Annotated in this window: 17 protein-coding genes; 11 read left to right on the top strand and 6 right to left on the bottom strand. The window is 72.9% G+C overall.

What is annotated here, in order from left to right:
- The first annotated feature begins 60 nt into the window (after nt 1–60).
- Complete coding sequence (locus tag ACZ4TW_RS04700; RefSeq protein WP_465540665.1) at nt 61–804, top strand: hypothetical protein; 744 nt, start codon at nt 61–63, stop codon at nt 802–804.
- A gap of 9 nt (nt 805–813) precedes the next feature.
- On the opposite strand, the gene ACZ4TW_RS04695 is transcribed toward ACZ4TW_RS04700, so the two are convergent.
- Entirely contained in the window at nt 814–1,032 is a 219-nt protein-coding gene (locus ACZ4TW_RS04695; RefSeq protein WP_465540663.1) for a hypothetical protein, read from the bottom strand.
- A gap of 153 nt (nt 1,033–1,185) precedes the next feature.
- Here ACZ4TW_RS04695 and ACZ4TW_RS04690 point away from each other — a divergent pair, with 153 nt between their 5' ends.
- The 7 genes from ACZ4TW_RS04690 to ACZ4TW_RS04660 all read left to right on the top strand — a co-directional run bounded on the left by ACZ4TW_RS04690 (nt 1,186) and on the right by ACZ4TW_RS04660 (nt 9,228).
- Nucleotides 1,186–1,359: a hypothetical protein gene (locus tag ACZ4TW_RS04690; protein ID WP_465540661.1), complete on the top strand. Its 174-nt coding sequence runs from the start codon at nt 1,186–1,188 to the stop codon at nt 1,357–1,359.
- Between the two features lie 146 nt (nt 1,360–1,505).
- Nucleotides 1,506–4,445 carry an aminotransferase class III-fold pyridoxal phosphate-dependent enzyme gene (locus ACZ4TW_RS04685; RefSeq protein WP_465540659.1) on the top strand — a complete coding sequence of 980 codons (2,940 nt, stop codon included), beginning with the start codon at nt 1,506–1,508 and terminating at the stop codon, nt 4,443–4,445.
- A 39-nt stretch (nt 4,446–4,484) separates the two neighbouring features.
- Nucleotides 4,485–5,696 carry an adenylate/guanylate cyclase domain-containing protein gene (locus ACZ4TW_RS04680; RefSeq protein WP_465540657.1) on the top strand — a complete coding sequence of 404 codons (1,212 nt, stop codon included), beginning with the start codon at nt 4,485–4,487 and terminating at the stop codon, nt 5,694–5,696.
- Between the two features lie 111 nt (nt 5,697–5,807).
- Nucleotides 5,808–7,019: a carboxylate-amine ligase gene (locus tag ACZ4TW_RS04675; protein ID WP_465540655.1), complete on the top strand. Its 1,212-nt coding sequence runs from the start codon at nt 5,808–5,810 to the stop codon at nt 7,017–7,019.
- Nucleotides 7,020–7,117: 98 nt separating this feature from the next.
- Entirely contained in the window at nt 7,118–8,041 is a 924-nt protein-coding gene (locus ACZ4TW_RS04670; protein ID WP_465540653.1) for a tryptophan-rich sensory protein, read from the top strand.
- A complete protein-coding gene (locus ACZ4TW_RS04665; RefSeq protein WP_465540650.1) occupies nt 8,038–8,724 on the top strand; it encodes an alpha/beta hydrolase family protein in 687 nt (228 codons plus the stop codon). The genes ACZ4TW_RS04670 and ACZ4TW_RS04665 overlap by 4 nt, the downstream gene beginning before the upstream one ends.
- 78 nt (nt 8,725–8,802) lie before the next feature.
- Nucleotides 8,803–9,228 carry a TM2 domain-containing protein gene (locus tag ACZ4TW_RS04660; protein ID WP_465540649.1) on the top strand — a complete coding sequence of 142 codons (426 nt, stop codon included), beginning with the start codon at nt 8,803–8,805 and terminating at the stop codon, nt 9,226–9,228.
- 21 nt (nt 9,229–9,249) lie between these two features.
- Here ACZ4TW_RS04660 and ACZ4TW_RS04655 read toward each other — a convergent pair whose 3' ends face one another.
- Nucleotides 9,250–10,005 carry an SDR family NAD(P)-dependent oxidoreductase gene (locus ACZ4TW_RS04655; RefSeq protein ID WP_465540647.1) on the bottom strand — a complete coding sequence of 252 codons (756 nt, stop codon included), beginning with the start codon at nt 10,003–10,005 and terminating at the stop codon, nt 9,250–9,252.
- A 542-nt stretch (nt 10,006–10,547) separates the two neighbouring features.
- On the opposite strand from ACZ4TW_RS04655, the gene ACZ4TW_RS04650 reads away from it, so the two are divergent.
- Nucleotides 10,548–11,021 (top strand): hypothetical protein, encoded by a 474-nt coding sequence (locus ACZ4TW_RS04650; protein WP_465540645.1) that lies wholly within the window; start codon nt 10,548–10,550, stop codon nt 11,019–11,021.
- A 6-nt stretch (nt 11,022–11,027) separates the two neighbouring features.
- Here the strand turns inward: ACZ4TW_RS04650 and ACZ4TW_RS04645 are convergent, their stop codons facing one another.
- The 3 genes from ACZ4TW_RS04645 to ACZ4TW_RS04635 form a co-directional block, all read right to left on the bottom strand.
- Nucleotides 11,028–12,815, bottom strand: a complete 1,788-nt coding sequence (locus ACZ4TW_RS04645) for an amidase (protein WP_465540643.1) — start codon at nt 12,813–12,815, stop codon at nt 11,028–11,030.
- A 172-nt stretch (nt 12,816–12,987) separates the two neighbouring features.
- Complete coding sequence (locus ACZ4TW_RS04640; RefSeq protein ID WP_465540641.1) at nt 12,988–14,040, bottom strand: agmatine deiminase family protein; 1,053 nt, start codon at nt 14,038–14,040, stop codon at nt 12,988–12,990.
- Entirely contained in the window at nt 14,037–15,623 is a 1,587-nt protein-coding gene (locus ACZ4TW_RS04635) for a purine-cytosine permease family protein (protein ID WP_465540638.1), read from the bottom strand. The genes ACZ4TW_RS04640 and ACZ4TW_RS04635 overlap by 4 nt, the downstream gene beginning before the upstream one ends.
- Nucleotides 15,624–15,706: 83 nt before the next feature.
- Here ACZ4TW_RS04635 and ACZ4TW_RS04630 point away from each other — a divergent pair, with 83 nt between their 5' ends.
- Nucleotides 15,707–16,339, top strand: a complete 633-nt coding sequence (locus ACZ4TW_RS04630; protein WP_465540636.1) for a TetR/AcrR family transcriptional regulator — start codon at nt 15,707–15,709, stop codon at nt 16,337–16,339.
- 33 nt (nt 16,340–16,372) lie between these two features.
- Here ACZ4TW_RS04630 and ACZ4TW_RS04625 read toward each other — a convergent pair whose 3' ends face one another.
- The gene (locus tag ACZ4TW_RS04625) at nt 16,373–16,765 is read right to left on the bottom strand and encodes an MmcQ/YjbR family DNA-binding protein (RefSeq protein ID WP_465540634.1); all 393 of its coding nucleotides are present in this window, start codon (nt 16,763–16,765) and stop codon (nt 16,373–16,375) included.
- 64 nt (nt 16,766–16,829) lie between these two features.
- Here ACZ4TW_RS04625 and ACZ4TW_RS04620 point away from each other — a divergent pair, with 64 nt between their 5' ends.
- Nucleotides 16,830–17,846 (top strand): zinc-binding alcohol dehydrogenase family protein, encoded by a 1,017-nt coding sequence (locus ACZ4TW_RS04620; RefSeq protein WP_465540631.1) that lies wholly within the window; start codon nt 16,830–16,832, stop codon nt 17,844–17,846.
- The last annotated feature ends 15 nt before the right edge of the window (nt 17,847–17,861 follow it).

Raw genomic sequence — 17,861 nt, 5'->3', positions numbered from 1 at the left:
CAGGGCGGGCCGGCTGTCAAGGGGATTCTGCCGCCGGCGGCGCGCCCGTATCGTCGCGGGATGGTTCGTCCCCAGGAACCCCCGTCCGACCCGAACCCGCACCGCCCCCACGGCACGCCCATGCTCGTCTACGCCGCGATCGTCGCGCCGGTTGCGATCGCCGTCGTGGCTGCCGCGACGCAACCCTGGCTGCCGCCGAGCCACGTGCTTCGCGACAGCCAGGTCATCGCCGCGGAGCACGGTGACGCGAGCCCCGCCTACGGACTGCTCTCCAACCTCGGCGTCCTGGTGATCGCGATCGCCAGCGGCATGGCGCTCCTCGGCTGGATGATCGGCCGCCGGAACGGCGACCCGCTCGGAGCGCTGCTGGCGTGGAGCTTCGGGCTCAGCCTCGCCTTCGTCCTCGACGACCTGCTGCTCCTGCACGAGGCGGCGTCGGTGACGTCGTGGGGTTCCATCGCGGTCGCCGCGACCTATGGCGCGGCGTTCCTCGTCTACGTCGCCCGGTTCCAGGAGGTCGTCCGCGAGCGGTTCGACGGCGGAGTGCTCCTGCTTGCGATCGCGGCCTTCGGCGGGTCGGCGGTCGTCGACGTGCTCGTGCGGCCCACCCAGGCATCGGTGCTCATCGAGGACGGCGCGAAGCTGCTCGGCATCGTGGCGTGGTCGGTGTTCGTCGGGCGAGCGGCGCTCACCGCGGTCGGGTCGGCGAGGACGCGCGCCGAGGAATCGGACGCGGCGGGCGTGATCGCGCGCGTCGAGCAGCACCCGACCGGCGCGGCCGCGTCGCTGCCGGGCGCAAACTGAGCGCCCGGCTCAGCCGAGGAGGTCGCGCACCGCCTCGCCCCACTCGAAGCCGCAGTCGCGGCAGTCGAAGATGGGCGCCTCGGCGTGCAGGCCGAGGGCGGAGGCATCGGCCTCGACCTCGAGGTCGAGCGGGCCGTACACGATGACCCGCACCGCGGCGGAGCCGCAGCGCAGGCAGGGCTCGTCGAGCACGTCGGGCTCGAGGGTCGAATGCGTCGGGTTCGTCATGCCGATCACGGTAAGCGAGGCCGCCGACATCCGTCGCAGCCGGGCCGCGCGTCGTCCTCATGCCGGACGAACGGTCCGCCTGTCAAGACCCTCCATCGGTGGCGTTCCCCCGTCTACCGTCTCCTGACACCAGCTCAGGGAAGAGGTGCCGACATGGACGTCCTGCTCACCACGCTCAGTGCGCTCGGCCTCAGCGCGCTCGCGGTGTCGATGCTGTTCGCGCTCGCCGCCGTCAACGGAACGCCGCTCATCCGCCGCCGCTCGGCCGCCCGCTCGTCGGCGACGCCTGCCGAGGACGAGCAGCGGATGCCGCGCCACCGGGCGTAGCGCACGGCACGGCGCCGGGCCGGGCGCAGGCCGGACCGGCGAATCGCCGGGGCCCGGCTCGACGCGGCGGCACTCCTGACGCGGCACGCGCGCCGTCTATCGTCGAGTCGATGCCGCCGATCGTCGGCGGCCGAGGAGACGACCCCATGACGCACGGCCCCGCCGGATTCGACTTCTTCTCGGCGGGCGAGCTTCCCGCGCCGAGCCTGCCCGCCGACGAGGTCGCGCGGATCGTGCGCGAGCACTGGGCACTCGACGTCGTCCTCGAACCACTCGGCAGCCAGCAGGACCAGAACTTCCTCGCGCGCTCACGCGACGGCTCCGACCCGTCGGCCGTCGCGACAGCCGGCTCCCCGGTCGGCGTCGTGAAGATCACCAACCCCGCGTTCACGGCCGACGAGCTCGAGGCCCAGGACCAGGCCGCGTCGCGCCTCGCCGCCCGCGCGCCGCAGCTGCGGATCGCGACGACCAGCCGCGCCGCCGACGGCGCCCCGCGCTCGGTCGTCGCCGACACGAGCGAGGGGCCCCGCGCCATCCGCCTGCTCGACTACCTGCCGGGCGGCACGCTCACCGGCAGCGCGCACCTCTCGCCCGCCGTCGTCGCGCGCATGGGCGAGCTGGCCGCGCACGCGAGCCTCGCGCTCGACGGATTCGACCACCCCGGCCTCGACCGCGTGCTGCAGTGGGACCTCCGCCACGCCGACCGCGTCGTCGAGCTGCTGGCGCGCTTCCACCCCGACCCGGCCAAGCGGGCGATGGTGACGGATGCCGCTGCGCGCGCCTGGCGCGACGTGCAGGCCGTCGCCGCCGACCTGCCGATCCAGGCCGTGCACCTCGACCTGACCGATGACAACGTCGTGTGCTCGACCCGGCACGGCATCCGGATGCCCGACGGCATGATCGACTTCGGCGACGTCACCGCGAGCTGGGCGGTGGCCGAGCTCGCGATCACCGTCTCGTCGGTCCTGCACCACGCGGGCGCTGAGCCCGCCTCGGTGCTGCCCGCGGTGCGCGCGTTCCACGAGCTGCGTCCGCTCTCGCCCGCCGAGGTGCGCGCGCTGTGGCCGCTCGTGGTGCTCCGCGGGGCGGTGCTCGTCGTCAGCGGCGAGCAGCAGGTGCAGATCGACGGGGGCGCGAACGCGTACGCGGCCGCGGGCGTCGAGCGCGAGTGGCGCATCTTCGAGCAGGCCGTCTCGGTGCCGTCGGCGGTGATGACGGCGGTCATCGCCGACGCGCTCGCGGTCGACCTCGGCGGTCGAGCCGGAGCGGCGAGGGCACCCCGTATCGAGACCTCGTCCGGATTCGACGCGGCCCGCGCCATCCGCCTCGACGTGTCGATCACGTCCGACGACGTGGACGCCGGCGCCTGGCTCGACGCCGACCTGGAGGACCGGCTGGCCCGCGAGGCGCTCGACGCCGGGGCGTCCGCCGCCTGGCTTGAACGCGGCACCCCGCGCCTCAGTGCGAGCCGCATCCGCTCCGCGGACTCGTCGGCGACCGTGCCGACCGGCATCGACGTGTGGTTCGCCGAGGCGCAGCACCTGACGGCGACCGGCGGCGACGGGACGCGACTCGTCGTCGAAGGGGCGGACGGGGCGACGATCCTGGACGGCACTGTCCCGGCGCGCGTGCGCGCCCGCATCCGGATCGAGGCGGATGACGCACCCCGCGTGCCGCACCTCGTCCGGCCCGAGTACGCAGCGGGGTGGATGGCGCTGGCGGAGGACCCCGGCGCGGCGATGGGCCTCGGCGACTCGGGTGCCGATGCGCCGCTCCACGGCCACCCGACCACCCGGACCGATGACGCCGCCGAGCTCGTCGCACGGCGCGACCGCACCTTCGCCGAGGTGCAGGAGCACTACTACGACGCCCCGCCCCGCATCGAGCGCGGCTGGCGCGAACACCTCGTCGGCACCGACGGGCGGGTCTACCTCGACATGGTCAACAACGTGACGCCGCTCGGCCACGGGCACCCGAAGCTCGCCGCGGCCGTCGCGAAGCAACTGCGCACCCTCAACACGAACTCGCGCTTCAACTACGGCGCGGTCGTCGAGTTCTCCGAGCGGCTCGCCGCGCTCGCGCCCGACCCGCTCGACACGGTCTTCCTCGTGAACTCAGGCTCGGAGGCGACCGACCTCGCGATCCGCGTCGCGATGGCCGCGACCGGTCGCCGCGACGTCGTGTCACTGCTCGAGGCGTACCACGGCTGGACCTACGCGTCCGACGCGGTCAGCACCTCGACGGCCGACAACCCGAACGCGCTCGCGACCCGGCCCGACTGGGTGCACGCCCTCGACGCCCCGAACCCGTTCCGCGGCATCCATCGAGGGGCGGATGCCGCGCGCTACGCGCACGAGGCCGCCGACCGCATCCGCGAGCTCGCGACATCCGGACGACCCCCGGCCGGGTTCATCGCCGAGACCTTCTCCGGCAACGCCGGCGGCATCCCGCTGCCCGACGGGTACCTCGCCGAGGTCTACGCGGCCGTGCGCGGGGCCGGCGGGCTCGCGATCGCCGACGAGGTGCAGGCCGGGTACGGCAGGCTCGGGCACTGGTTCTGGGGCTTCGAGCAGCAGGAGGTCGTGCCCGACGTCATCGCGGTCGCGAAGGCCGCCGGCAACGGGTATCCGCTCGGCGCGGTCATCACCACGCGCGAGATCGCCGCGCGCTACCGCACGCAGGGGTACTTCTTCTCGTCGACCGGGGGGAGCCCCGCGTCGAGCGTCGCCGGGCTCGCGGTGCTCGACGCGTTCCGCGACGAGCGGCTCCAGCAGAACGCGGTCGAGACGGGCGCCTACCTCAAGGGGCGGCTCGAGGCGCTGGCCCAGCGCCATCCGCTCATCGGAGCCGTGCACGGGCTCGGGCTGTACCTCGGCGTCGAGTTCGTGCGCGACCGGGCGACGCTCGAGCCGGCCACGGAGGAGACCGCGGCGATCTGCGACCGGCTGCTGACGCTCGGCGTGATCATGCAGCCGACGGGCGACCACCAGAACGTGCTCAAGGTCAAGCCGCCGCTCGTGGTGGCGCGCGAGAGCGCCGACTTCTTCGTGGCGATGCTGGATCGGGTGCTCGACGAGGGCTGGTAGTCCCGGAGGGCCGCGCGACCATGCCCTACGCTCGGGCACGTGGACGGATCGGAGGGTCGGTACACGCGCGACGGGCTCGTCGAGCGTTCCGGGGTCGACGCCGCGTTCGTGGACCGGCTGCTCGAGCTGGGCGTGGTGTCACCCGCGGCCGACGGCACGTTCAGCGCCGGCGACGTGCAGCGTGTCCGTCTCGTCGAGGCCTGCGATCGCGCGGGCCTAAGTGCCGAGGCGATCGGCGAGGCCGTCGCGAGCGGGCGACTGCCGCTCGACTTCATGGACTCCCCCCAGTACCGCTGGTCGGAGCTCCGGACCGAGACCTATGGCGAGCTCGCCGCCCGCCTCGGCATCCCGTTCGAGGTGATCCGGGAGACCAGCGCGGCCCTCGTGGGTCGGCAGCTCGCGGCCGAGGATCGGTCGCGCGACGACGACGAGGCGATCTTCACGCTGATCGGCATGGTCGCGACCATGGCCGACCTCGATGCGCTCACCCGGATCGGGCGGGTGTACGTCGACGGGCTGCGCCGCGTCACCGAGGCCGAGAACGAGCTGTACGTGCGGTACATCGTCGGCGGGCTGGTCCGGGCCGGGCTCACGTACGGCGAGGCGCTCGAGCGATCGGCCGCGATCGGCAGCCAGCTGGCGCCGCTCATGGAGCGGATGGTCCTCACCCTGTACCGCCGCCAGCAGGAGCGAGGGTGGACCGAGGGGATCGTCGAGGGGATCGAGCACGCGATCGAGGCGTCGGGCTCGCACCGCCGGCTGGCACGCCCGCCCGCCTTCGTCTTCATCGACCTCGCAGGCTACACGAGCCTCACCGACGAGCAGGGCGACGCCGCTGGGGCGCGGCTCGCGCGCGACATGAGCGCGATGGTGGAGCGGATCGTCACCGGACACGACGGCACGCCGGTGAAGTGGCTGGGCGACGGCGTGATGGTGCACTTCCCGCGGGCCGCCGGGGCGGTGCGCGCCGCCCTCGAGATGGTGGCCGCGGCACCGCGCATCGGCCTGCCGGCTCACGCCGGGATCGCGGCCGGCCCGGTCGTGATGCAGGACGGCGACTACTTCGGCCGCGCGGTGAACCTCGCCTCCCGTATCTCCGGCGCGGCGGCGGCCGGGCAGACCCTCGTCACGCGTTCGGTCGTCGAGTCGGCCGGTGACCCGGCGTTGTCGTTCCGCGAGGTCGGGCCGGTCGCGCTGAAGGGGTTCGTCGAGCCCGTCACCGTCTTCGAAGCGTCGTCCTCTAGCGCGTGACGCCGCCGCGGTTCGAAAGCCCTTGACAGGGGGCCCCCCGCAGCGCAGGCTTCGAGCAGCGGTCGCGCGGGTCGCTCGGGGAGACCTGCGCGGGTGGCGGGAGGAGCGGCGATGACGACGTTCGGAATCGAGGAGGAGTTCTTCTTCATCGACCCGTCGACGATGCTGCCGGCAGATGTCGCGGAGCAGGTCTACGCCCGGCTGGCCGACGATCCGCGGTGGGCCGGGGCGACCCATCGGGAGTTCCTCGCCTCGCAGGTCGAGTTCGCGTCCCCGGTGTTCACCCAGATCACGGAGGCGAGCGCCGCACTGCTCGGGTTTCGACGCGAGATCGATGCCGATGCCGCCCGCCTGGCCGTGTCGGCGGCGAGCATCGGCACCACTCCCGATGCGCACGCGTTCCCCTCGGTCGCCGACGTGGATCGCTACCACCGGATCGTGCGCGACATGGCGGGCCTGATCGCCGACCACCAGATGTGCGGACTGCACGTGCACGTCGGCATCCCCAGCCGCGAGCACGGCGTCGCGGCGCTGAACGCCGTGCGTCCGTGGCTGCCGCTGCTGACCGCGATGACCGGCAACTCGCCCTTCTGGCGGGGCAACGTGACCGGGTACGAGAGCTGGCGCACCGTCGCCCTGCGGCGGTGGTCGACGGCGGGCTGCCCGCCGCGGTTCGCCGACGCCGACGACTACGACCGGCGCATCCGGCGGCTGCTGGGGCACGCGGGCATCAACGACCTCGCCCTTATCGCGTGGAACGTGCGACTCTCCGAGCACCTGCCCACCATCGAGTTCCGGATGGCGGACGCGCAGCTGACCGTCGACGACACGCTGCTCGTCACCGCGATCTGCCGGGCGCTCGTCGTGCGGGCGATCGACGAGTTCGACCGGGCCGGTCGGGACCACGCTGCGATGCTCCACCGCGTGCGCGCGGTCGACGACCCCGACCCCGACCTTCCGCCCGAGCTCCTGAGCGCGGGCAACCTGCACGGCGCGCACGCCGGCCTGAGCCGCGACGCCATCGACCCCGCGACCGGCGGGCTCCTCCCTGCTGCTGAGGCCGTCCGGCGGCTCGAGCGCTACCTGGCGGAGCCGCTGCACCGCATGGGCGACCGCGCGCTCGTGCACGACCTGCTCGAGCGGCGCCTCCACGAGGGCACGGGGGCGGCACGCCAGCTCGCTGCGTGGCACCGCAACGGCCACGCCGGGCTCAGGCGCCTGTACGCCGCGACGATCGCGGCACCGCCGACGCTGCGGCCGACGCGCGCCGGCGGCGCCTCGCGCGCGACCGACGTCCCGCGCGTCGCGAACGGCAGCGTCTGAGCCGCGCGGATCCATCGATGGGTTGAGGCGGCAGGGCGGCGGCGCCGCCTATCCTGACGACACGCCGAATGGGTTCGACCGAGGATGCAGGAGACCCGATGAGCACGACGACCGACGACCGTCCGACTGGAGTCGCCGCGCGTCCGGCGGGTCCCGCCGACACCCTGCGCCAGATCGTCGTGCTGCTGACATCGCTGATCGCCATCGGCGCCGCGTTCATCGGCTCGGGGGCGGTCGTCGGCACGCCGATCCAGGATGCCGCGGGCGGATGGCTCGACGCGGATTCCACGCTCATCGCCCCGGCCCGCCCGGCCTTCGCGATCTGGAGCGTCATCTACACGGGGCTGCTCGCGTACGCGCTCTGGCAGCTCCTGCCGGCGCAACGCGCGGCGGCGCGGCACCGGCGCATCGGGTACGCCGTCGCCGCGTCACTCGTACTCAACGCCCTCTGGATCGGCGTCGTGCAGTTCGGCCTCCTGGGCGTGAGCGTGGTCGTCATCGTCGTGCTCGTCGCGGTGCTCGGCTGGCTCTTCCTGCAGCTGCGCCGCCTGCCGCCGCGCAACGCGCTCGACGCGCTCATCACCGACGGCTCGATCGGGCTCTACCTCGGCTGGGTGGTCGTCGCGACGGCGGCGAACGCGACCGCGGTGCTCGCGGCGGCGGGCGTCGACGGCTGGGGCGTCCCGCCGGTCGTGTGGGCGGTCGTCGTGATCGCGGTCGCCACCGGGGTGGGCGTCGCGATCGGCATCGCCGGGCGCGGACGGCTCGCGCCGATGCTCTCGCTCTGCTGGGGGCTCGCGTGGGTGGGAGTGGCCCGGCTGACCGACGAGCCGGCGTCGCGCATCACCGGAATCGCGGCGCTCATCGGGGTCGGCGTGGTCGTGGTCGCGACCCTGGGCGCGCGGATCGGGGCGATCGTCGCCGACCGGGCCGATCGCCGCGATCGCGCGTGGGCCGAACTCGAGCGGGAGCGCGGGGCCGGATCGACGACCGCGCCGCCCACGGGCACGATGGAGGCATGAGCGTCGACGAGCAGTCCCTCACGATCGAGGTCGGCGAGGGCATCGGCCCGGTGCCGGGCGTGCTCGCGCGACCCGCCGACGCACGCGCGACGATGGTCGTCGCACACGGTGCCGGCGCGGGCAAGGACCATCCGTTCCTCAGCGGCTTCTGCCGCGCGCTCGCGGGCCACGGCGTGGCGACGCTGCGCTTCGACTTCGCGTACCTCGCGGCCGGGCGGCGGTTCCCGGACCGCCCGCCGGTCGCGATCGCCACGTGGCGTGCGGTGGCCGACGCGGCAAGATCGCGCGCCGACGACGGCGAGCCCGTGTGGGCCGCCGGCAAGTCGTTCGGCGGCCGCATGGCGTCGATGGCGATGGCCGAGGGCATGGATGCCGCGGGGCTCGTCTTCCTCGGCTACCCGCTGCATCCGCCGGGCCGGCCCGAGAAGGCGCGTGACGAGCACTTCGCCGCGCTCGGGGGCGTGCCGATGCTGTTCCTGCAGGGCCGCAACGATCCGTTCGCGATCCCCAACGAGCAGCTCGACGAGCTCGTGCGTCGCATCGGACCGACCGCCGTGCTGGAGTGGATCGACGGTGCGAACCACTCGTTCGAGGTGAAGGGCGCCAAGCGGCCAGCGGCCGAGATCGGTGCGTCGCTCGCCCCGCGGGCCGCCGCCTTCGTCGCCGAGCGAGCGGCACGCTGAGGGACCTTCGCCCCGGCGGCCGGCGCGCAGGCCTCGCAGACTCGAGGCACGTAACGGATGGCACCGAGGGGAGTGACCATGAGCGCGTACCCGCCCGCAGCACCCGGGCCCGCCGCACCCAACCCGCACGTCGCACGCGCGTCGCAGGAGACGACGTCGAGCCGGTCGTTCATCGCGACCTGGCTGTTCGCCTGGTTCCTGGGGGTCATCGGGGTCGACCGGTTCTACCTGGGCAAGGTGGGCACCGGCATCCTGAAGCTGCTCACCATCGGCGGCTTCGGCATCTGGTGGCTCGTCGACCTCGTGCTGACGTTGACCAACTCGCAGAAGGACAAGGACGGCCGGAAGGTGATGGGCACCCGGCAGGAGCAGACGATCGCGTGGATCGTCACCGCGGCCGGCATCCTGCTCGGCTGGGTGATGGGTGCCGTGACGCAGGCGTTCGCGGTCCTCGTGGAGCAGATCCTCCCGGCACTGCCCTGGTGGCCGCAGGTCGGAGGCTGACGCCCGACTGCGCCTGCGTCGTCACACGGCGGTGTACCCGCCGTCGACGAGGTGGTAGCTGCCCGTGATGAAGCTCGCGGCGTCGCTCGCGAGGAAGGCGACGAGCGCCGCGACCTCCTCGGGCGTGCCGAGGCGGCCGATGGGGTGCTTGACCGCGAGGAACTCCTGCGTGGCCTCGTCGAGGTTCGCATCGAGGAGCGGGGTCCTGATGAAGCCCGGACCGATCACGTTCACGCGCACGCCCTGCGTGGCGTACTCGATCGCGGCGTTCCTGGTGAGCCCGATGAGGCCGTGCTTCGCGGTGACGTAGGCCGACGAGTTCGCGTAGCCGACGCTGCCGAGGATCGACGCGACGTTGACGATGGCGCCGCCGCCGTTCTCGACCATCGCGGGCAGCTGCGCCCGCATGCCGAGGAAGATCGAGTGCAGGTTGACGTCGAGCACCTTGTCCCATCCGTCGACCGGGTACTCCCCGATCGGCACGGCCGGGCCGCCGATGCCGGCGTTGTTCACGGCGATCCTCAGCGGCGCGAGCGCGTTCGCCGCATTGATGGACGCCTCGATCCAGGTCGGGTCGGTGACATCGCCGACGGATGCCTCGGCGTCGCCGCCCGCCGCGCGGATCTCGTCGACGACCGCCTCGGCGTGCTCGCCGTCCATGTCGTTGACGAGCACCGATGCCCCGTTCGCCGCGAGCAGCAGCGCCACCGCTCGGCCGATGCCGCCCCCTGCTCCGGTCACGATCGCCGATCGGTCCGCAACGTCGTACTGGGCCATGAGCCTGTCCCCTCGGGTCGAGTTCTCGGTGGGGGCGAGCGGATGCCGCGGCAGCCGCTCGCCATCCTCACACCGTGGCACGCGCCCTGCGTTGCCGACAGGGCCTTGCGTCCCGCCCACCGACCCGCGGCTCCGCACCCTCACCCGTCCTCCCCAACGCCGCCCCCGACCAGCCGCTCCCAAGCTCGCACCAGCACCCCGCCTCGGGCACACCGCCGCCGGAAGATGTTCTCGTCGCACGATCTCCGGTACTCCGGTACTCCGGTACCCCGGTGCTTGGGCAGCTCGGTACTCCGGTACTCCGGTACTTGGGTAGTCCGGTAGTCCGGTAGTCCGGTAGTCCGGTAGTCCGGTAGTCCGGTAGTCCGGTAGTCCGGTAGTCCGGCAACTCGGTACTCGGGTGGCTCCGGCGCTTCGATGTTTGTGACCCCCGGTACTTCGGTACTCCGGTACTCCGGTACTTCGGTACCGGCTTGGAGGAGCGGATCATGTCTGGAGAGCGGCGACGGACGAGATCGAACGCGCGACATCCGAGGAGGCATGTGCTGGAGAAGCCGATCAAGGTGGACGAGGAGACCGATCGAACAGTCTCGGAACTCGCCTTCTTCCTCCGAACGACAAAGAAGGCCGTGGTCCGGACCGCCGTCGCCGAGTACGCGGAGGCGAGGACGTCCTACCTCGGCGATCGGCCACCGTCGGAGAGCGACCGCACGCTCGTGGCGCTTCCGCCACTCGAACGGCTCGGACTGCGTCGCAACGAGCTCATCCGCGAGTTCGGGCGATCCGGCGCTACGGCGGTCCGCCTCCTCGATCCGGCGGCGAACGATCGTGACGACACCACGCTCATCCTCCTTGCTGAGACCGACCCGGTCGACGGGAGCATCGGGCACCTCCCCCTCCAGCGAATCGCGACGCGGCTCCTCGCGACACCCGTCGAGGTGATCTCGACCACGATGCTGCAATTGTTCGACCGCGAGGGCCATCGACGCGCCATGGAACGGTCGCGACCCCTGTGAGGGCGATCAGGGAAGGCGCGGGGTGCGCGGCGGCTCGGCGCGGCGGGGCCCGAGCGACTCGAACGCCGCGGCCAGGCGCAGGAGGGCCGTGTCGTCGTGGGCGCGCCCGGCGAACGTGAGGCCCACCGGCATCCGGATGTCGCTCATCAGGCCCATCGGCACCGTGACGGTCGGGATACCGAGGTGCCGCGGCACCAGGTTGCCGTTCGCGACCCACACGCCGTTGCGCCATCCGAGGTCGGCGGACGCCGGATTCACGTCCATGTCGGAGGGCCCCACGTCGGCGACGGCCGGGAACACGACCGCGTCGAGGCCGAGCGAGTCCATCCACTGCTCCAGGTCGACGCGACGCGTCTCCTCGAGTCCCCGAAGGCCGTCGGGCAGCTCGGGCATATCGGCCAGCGTGGCACCGGGATGCGCGCGGACCCAGTCCGGGTAGTCGGCGAGGTCGTCGTCGAAGCCCGTGTACCGGTCGGGCAGCGCGCCCGGCGGCTGCGGGAAGATGCGGGCCCCCTCGACGTCGGCGAGCGAGTGCAGCGCCGGGTCGCCGTTGGCCTGCAGGAAGTCCTCCCACGCCCACGCCGACAGGTCGACGATCTCGCGCGTCAGGTACTCCGGGCTCACGAGCCCGCGGGTGGCGACGGTGGGCGCGCCCGGACGGTCGCCCTCGTAGTTCGACACCACCGGGAAGTCGACGAGCACCACCTCGGCGCCCGCCGCCTCGAGATCGCGGCGTGCGGCCTCCCACAGCTCGATCACGCTCGCGCGGGTCTCGATGCGCTGCCCGGTCGGGCCGCCGATGCCGACCGTGCCGCCGGGCTCGGTCGTTCCGGCGTCGGGGTCGGCGTTCACGTACATGCGCGGCACCCCGATGCGCGCGCTCGCGAGCGCCGCCCGGGCGCCCGCGGCACCCGCGACCGACAGCGCCGGATAGGACGGCGGGCGCACCGCGGAGGGCGCGGGCAGCTCGACCCACGGCTGCGAGCGCCAGAAGTCGCCCCGGGTCTCGGGGTCGTCGGCGACGATCACGTCGAGCACCTCGAACAGGTCGGCCATGGTGCGCGTGTGCGGCACCACGACGTCCATGGTGGGCACGAGCGGCCAGTTGCCGCGCACCGAGATCACGCCGCGGCTGGGCGTATACGCGCACAGCGCGTTGTTCGACGCGGGCGCGCGGCCCGACGACCACGTCTCCTCGCCGAGGCCGAACGCCGCGAACGACGACGCGGTCGCGGTGCCCGAGCCGTTCGACGACCCCGAGCCGAACGCGGCCGTGAGGTACTCGGCGTTGTAGGGACTCTCGGCGCGCCCGTACACGCCGCGCTGCATGCCGCCGTTCGCCATGGGCGGCATGTTCGTCAGGCCCAGGCAGATCGCTCCGGCCGCGCGCAGGCGCTCGATCGTGAACGCGTCGCGTTGCGCCACCAGGTGCTCGAACGCGGGACTCCCCGCCGCTGCGGTGAGCCCGCGGACGAGGTACGAGTCCTTCGCGGTGTACGGGATGCCGTCGAGCGGCCCGAGCACCTCGCCGCGTGCGCGGCGTTCGTCGGACGCGCGGGCCTCGTCGAGCGCCGCGGGATTGCGCACCACCACGGCGTTGAGCGCCGTCGCGGTGCCCGGCGCGTCGTACGCGTCGATGCGCGCGAGGTACGCCTCGACGAGGCCGACGGCGGTCGCGCGGCCGTCCTCGAGCGCGGCGCGCAGGTCGGCGATCGACGCCTCGACGACGTCGAACCTGCCGGCTCTGTCGCGCGGCGAGGCGCCGCGTGCGGCGGCCTGTTCACCGAGAGCCATCTGCTCGTTCATTTCACACCTCGGCTGATCGCGTTGTAGGACGTTGAGCGGAATGCAGGACAGCGAACGGAATGTAGGACGAACTCCGGCCTCATCGTCCTACAGACCGGCGAAGGTCCGACAATCGGGAAGACGTGGAGTGCGGCCGCGGCGGTGCGCCCACCAGGCGCGTTCATCGGGCCACCTCCGCGGCGGTCGGCAGCGCGGGCTGCTGCTGCGTGATGCAGTGGATGCCGCCGCCGCGTGCGAAGATCGCGCGCGAGTCGACGGTCACGACCCGCCGGCCGGGATACGCGTCGGCGATGATCTGCGCGGCCCGCTCGTCGGCCGACGGTTCGCCGAACCCGCACGCGACGACGCCGTCGTTCACCACGAGGTGGTTCACGTAGCTCCAGTCGACGAAGCCCTCGTCGTCGCGCAGCGTCGCGGGCGCGGGCAGGTCGACGATCTCGAGCGGGCGGCCCGCGGCATCCGTCTGCCCCTCGAGCAGCGAGCGCAGCTCGCGCGTCACGTCGTGGTCGGGGTGCGCCGGATCAGCCTGGTGGTGCAGCAGCAGGCGGCCGGGCGACGGGATCGTCGCGACGATGTCGACGTGCCCGCTCGTGCCGAAGTCGTCGTAGTCGCGGGTGAGGCCGCGCGGCAGCCAGATCGCGTGCGTCGCGCCGATCGTGCGGGCGAGCTCGGCCTCGACGCGGGCGCGGTCGGCGTAGGGGTTGCGGCGGGGGTCGAGCTGCACGGTCTCGGTCACCAGCACCGTCCCCTCGCCGTCCACGTGGATGCCGCCGCCCTCGTTCACGAGCATCGAGCTCACGAGCTCGGCGCCGACGCGCTCGGCGACGAACCGGGCCACCTCGGCCGACACCGTCCATTCGGCCCACTCGGGCGCGCCCCAGCCGTTGAAGATCCAGTCGACCGCGCCGAGCACGCCGGGTCGCTCGTCGTCGACCACGAACGTGGGGCCGAAGTCGCGCATCCAGAACTCGTCGAGCGGGGCCTCGACGACCTCGATCTCCGACGACAGCATGCGACGGGCGCGCGCCAGCTCGGTCGGGTCGACGACCATCGTGACGGGCTCGAACTCGGCGACCGCGTGGGCGACCGCGGTCCACGCCGCGTAGCCCTCCTCGCGTTCGGCGGCCTCGGCGCCGAGGGTGATCCCCTCGCGCGGGAACGCCATCCAGGTGAGCTCGTGCGGTGCGGTCTCGGCGGGCATGCGCCAGGTCATGCGGGGTCCTCCTGGGTGCGGGCGGATGCCGCGGCATCCGTCTCGATGTCGGCAGCGCGGTGCGCGGATGCCTCGGGGTGGGTGGATGCCTCGGGGTGGGTGGATGGCGCGCCCGGCCGTCGCGCCGGGTCGCGGTACGGGTTCGTGGTCAGCCAGAGGACGGCGTAGAGGCCGCCGCCGAGCACCGGACCGACGATCGCCGACAGGTCGGCGCCTCCGAGCGCGGTCGCGATCGGCCCGACGTACAGCGTCGTGTTGGCCATGAGGACGGCGACCGCGGTGGCGACGACCATCGCGATCGTGCCCGGCAGGAACCATCCGCGGGTGTACCAGAACGGTGCCCCCGGCCTGAGGTCGGCGAGCGCGCGACCGTCGTAGCGGTTGCGGCGCAGCAGGATGTCGACCGCGTACACGGCGACCAGCGGGCCGAGCACGGTGACGCTGAGCTCGAGCGACGCGTTGAGCGTGTCGAGGAAGCTCGGCGCCACGTAGACGAACCAGCCGGCGGCCAGGGTCGCGAGGATGCCCGTGATGACGACCGTGCCCGCGCGCGAGACCCGCACGCCGAGGCCCTGCGCGTAGAAGCCGGTCGAGTACGCGACGAGCGAGTTGTTCGTGATGCTGCCGAGCACGACGATGGCGAGGAAGATGGGGGTGAACCACGCCGGCACGATCTGGCCGATGGTGAGCTGCGGGTCGGTCATGTCGATCGCGGTCGCGGCGATCACGCCGAGCGAGCCGATGAGCACGGCCGGGATGAATCCGCCGAGCGCGGTCCACAAAGCGACGCGCCGCTTCGAGACCTCTTCCGGCAGGTACCGCGCGTAGTCGGCGCCGGTCCCCCACGACAGCGGACCGGATGCGACGATCGCGTACCCGAGCAGCAGCATCGCCCACCGCTCGCCCTCGGGCAGCGGCGCGGGCTCGTACGAGAAGTCGGCCGCGCCGAGCACGTAGACCGCGAGCACGACGAACGCGAGCGCGAGCGCCGCCGAGAAGTACGGCGACAGCGCGAGGATCGTCGCGTGCCCGTACACGCCGAAGACGAAGCTGATCACGGCGATCACGACGAGCACGATCCATCCGCCCGCCGGGCCGAGGTCGACGCCGAGCAGGGCGAGCAGCGCATTGGCGGCGAGCGTCGCGACGGCGATGTTGATGATCTCGTAGAACAGGCCGATGGCCACGCCGAGGCCCGCGCCGAAGACCGTGTTGCCGCGCACGCCGAACATGGCCCGCATGATCGTGACGCTCGGCGCGCCCGCGGCCGGCCCGCTGATCGCGAGCCAGCCCACGGCCGCCCACCAGAGGTTGCCGATCACCGTGATCGCGAGCGCCTCCCAGATCGAGAGGCCGAGCAGCACGAGCACGCCGCCGAGCACGAAGTAGAGGTAGACGACGTTCGCCGACATCCACACCCAGAAGAGGCTCGACGGGCGGCCGTGGCGGTCGCCGTCGGGGATCACCTCGATGCCGTGCGTCTCGATGTGGCCGACGCGGTCCGAGGCGGGGTCGTGAGTGTGCTCGTGGGCGCGTGCGGTCGCCGGGTCGGCGCGGGTCGCGTCGGGGGTCTGGGTGCTCATGGTCGGAAACCTCGTCGTTCGCCGATGAATTCTTATTGATCGTGTGATCAATAGTGAGAGAGGCTACATAGACTGTCGGCACGATGTCAACTCCCACCCGTACGCGCGCGTCCCGCAAGAGCCCGGCCGAGCGATCCGCCGAGATCGCGGATGCCGCGCGGCAGGTCGCGCTCGAGCACGGCCTGGCCGCCGTGACCCTGCGCTCCATCGCGGCCCGCGCCGGGGTCGCCCCCGCGCTCGTCGCGCACTACCAGCCGAACATGGACGCCCTCGTCGCGAGCACCTTCGGCACGATCGTGGCCGGCGAGCTCGCCGAGGTGCGCGAGGTCGTCGCCGCGCTGCCGACCCCGCGCGAACGCCTCGCCCACCTGCTCGACACGCTCCTCGACGGAACCCGCGATGACGTCACCGTCGTCTGGGTCGAGGCGTGGGCGCTCGGCCGCCGCAACGAGCCGCTCGCCGAGACCGTGCGCGCCGAGATGGACGACTGGCGCGGCTTCGTGCAGGGCATCATCGAGTCGGGCGTCGCCGCTGGCGAGTTCGAGACGGATGACACGGCATCCGTCGCCTGGCAGCTGCTCGGCATGATCGACGGGCTCAACGCCCACGCGCTCGTGCGCTGGGAGGACGCCGCCGATCGCGGGTCGCGCATCGGGCACGCGGTCGAGGGCATGCTCGGGATGGCGCGCGGCGCGCTCGCCCCCGCGCGCGGCTGAGCCGCGGCATCCGCTCGGCCGCCCCCGGCCGGCTCAGTCGCCGTGGCGGGCGTACCACTCGTCGGCGAGCCGCTTCGGTGCGACCGCGAGCCACGCGTCGGCGACGACCTCCTCCAGCCGGCGGCGCGAGACCGTGTCGAGCCGCACGAGGATCGCCGGGAAGCCGTCGAAGTGCGGCGTCGTGAAGAAGACGCTCGGATCGACCTCGGCGAGCGCGAACTTCACCGCCTCGTCCTCGACGCGCGCGCCGAGCACCGGCCACGGCTGCTCGTCGAGGCCCAGGAACTCGAGGTCGGCGCGTCGAAGCGGGCGCTCCCACACGAACCCGCGATCCCGGACGCGCCAGTGCGGCAGCCCGCGACTCAGGGACTCCGTCGCCTCGGGCATCGCGAGGGCGAGCTCGCGCACCTCGTCCCACTCGACCATGCGCGCCACGCTACGCCGCGGGCCACCACGGAACAACGGGTGGCATGAGACGGTTGGAGGCACCATGACCACGCTCCCGAACACCATGCAGGCGGTCGTCGCGACCGGATCCGTCGCCCTCGACGACGAGCGCGCCCTCGCCGACGTCGAGCTGCCGTTGCCCGAGCTGCGACCGCGCGACGTGCTCGTCGAGGTCGCCGCCGTCTCGGTGAACCCGGTCGACGTCAAGACGCGGATGCGGCGCGGCGCCGACGCGCCGCCCGTGGTGCTCGGCTTCGACGCCGCCGGCACGGTGGTCGCCGTCGGCCCCGAGGTCACGATGTTCGGCCTCGGCGACGAGGTCTACCACGCCGGAGTGATCAACCGGCCGGGCACGAACGCCGAGTACCACGCCGTCGACGAGCGGGTCGTGGGGCGCAAGCCCGCGAACCTGTCGATGGCCGAGGCCGCCGCGATGCCGCTCACGACGATCACGGCCTGGGAGTCGCTGTTCGACCGTTTCCGGCTGACGGCCGACGGCGACGGCACGCTGCTGGCGGTCGCCGCGGCCGGCGGGGTCGGCTCGATCCTCACGCAGCTCGCTACCGCGCTCACCGAGGTCACCGTGATCGGGACCGCCTCGCGGCCCGAGTCCCAGGAGTGGGTCCGGAGGATGGGCGCGCAGCACGTCGTCGACCATCACGGCGACCTCGCGGCATCCGTTCGCGCCGTCGCGCCCGAGGGCGTCGACCGGGTGTTCACCCCGTCGACCGGCGGCCGCCTTCCGATGTACGCCGACCTGCTGCGGCCCTTCGGCTCCATCGTCGCGATCGACGAGGACCCCGACATGGACGTGCGCGTGCTGAAGTCGAAGAGCATCGCCTGGCTCTGGGAGTCGATGTTCACGCGCGGCGTGTTCGAGACGCCCGACATGATCGGCCAGCACGACCTGCTCGACGCGGCATCCGCCCTGTTCGAGGACGGACGGCTGCGCTCGACGCTGACACGCGAGATCGCGGGCATCGACGCGGTGGGGCTGCGGGAGGCGCACGCGCTCGTGGCATCCGGTCGCAGCATCGGCAAGGTCGTGCTCGCGCGCTGAGCCGCCGTCGGCGTC

The sequence above is a fragment of the Agromyces sp. NPDC029043 genome (assembly GCF_055564615.1).
Note: the sequence above shows the minus strand (reverse complement) of the source record. Positions and strands in the feature narration are given on the sequence as shown.

What these genes read in the sequence shown, in the direction of transcription:
- ACZ4TW_RS04700 (WP_465540665.1), top strand. Translation starts at nt 61, where the DNA reads ATGGTTCGTCCCCAGGAACCCCCGTCCGACCCGAACCCGCACCGCCCC.
- ACZ4TW_RS04630 (WP_465540636.1), top strand. Translation starts at nt 15,707, where the DNA reads ATGTCAACTCCCACCCGTACGCGCGCGTCCCGCAAGAGCCCGGCCGAG.
- ACZ4TW_RS04620 (WP_465540631.1), top strand. Translation starts at nt 16,830, where the DNA reads ATGACCACGCTCCCGAACACCATGCAGGCGGTCGTCGCGACCGGATCC.
- ACZ4TW_RS04665 (WP_465540650.1), top strand. Translation starts at nt 8,038, where the DNA reads ATGAGCGTCGACGAGCAGTCCCTCACGATCGAGGTCGGCGAGGGCATC.
- ACZ4TW_RS04675 (WP_465540655.1), top strand. Translation starts at nt 5,808, where the DNA reads ATGACGACGTTCGGAATCGAGGAGGAGTTCTTCTTCATCGACCCGTCG.
- ACZ4TW_RS04635 (WP_465540638.1), bottom strand. Translation starts at nt 15,623, where the DNA reads ATGAGCACCCAGACCCCCGACGCGACCCGCGCCGACCCGGCGACCGCA.
- ACZ4TW_RS04640 (WP_465540641.1), bottom strand. Translation starts at nt 14,040, where the DNA reads ATGACCTGGCGCATGCCCGCCGAGACCGCACCGCACGAGCTCACCTGG.
- ACZ4TW_RS04690 (WP_465540661.1), top strand. Translation starts at nt 1,186, where the DNA reads ATGGACGTCCTGCTCACCACGCTCAGTGCGCTCGGCCTCAGCGCGCTC.
- ACZ4TW_RS04670 (WP_465540653.1), top strand. Translation starts at nt 7,118, where the DNA reads ATGAGCACGACGACCGACGACCGTCCGACTGGAGTCGCCGCGCGTCCG.
- ACZ4TW_RS04660 (WP_465540649.1), top strand. Translation starts at nt 8,803, where the DNA reads ATGAGCGCGTACCCGCCCGCAGCACCCGGGCCCGCCGCACCCAACCCG.
- ACZ4TW_RS04695 (WP_465540663.1), bottom strand. Translation starts at nt 1,032, where the DNA reads ATGACGAACCCGACGCATTCGACCCTCGAGCCCGACGTGCTCGACGAG.
- ACZ4TW_RS04655 (WP_465540647.1), bottom strand. Translation starts at nt 10,005, where the DNA reads ATGGCCCAGTACGACGTTGCGGACCGATCGGCGATCGTGACCGGAGCA.
- ACZ4TW_RS04645 (WP_465540643.1), bottom strand. Translation starts at nt 12,815, where the DNA reads ATGGCTCTCGGTGAACAGGCCGCCGCACGCGGCGCCTCGCCGCGCGAC.
- ACZ4TW_RS04625 (WP_465540634.1), bottom strand. Translation starts at nt 16,765, where the DNA reads ATGGTCGAGTGGGACGAGGTGCGCGAGCTCGCCCTCGCGATGCCCGAG.
- ACZ4TW_RS04685 (WP_465540659.1), top strand. Translation starts at nt 1,506, where the DNA reads ATGACGCACGGCCCCGCCGGATTCGACTTCTTCTCGGCGGGCGAGCTT.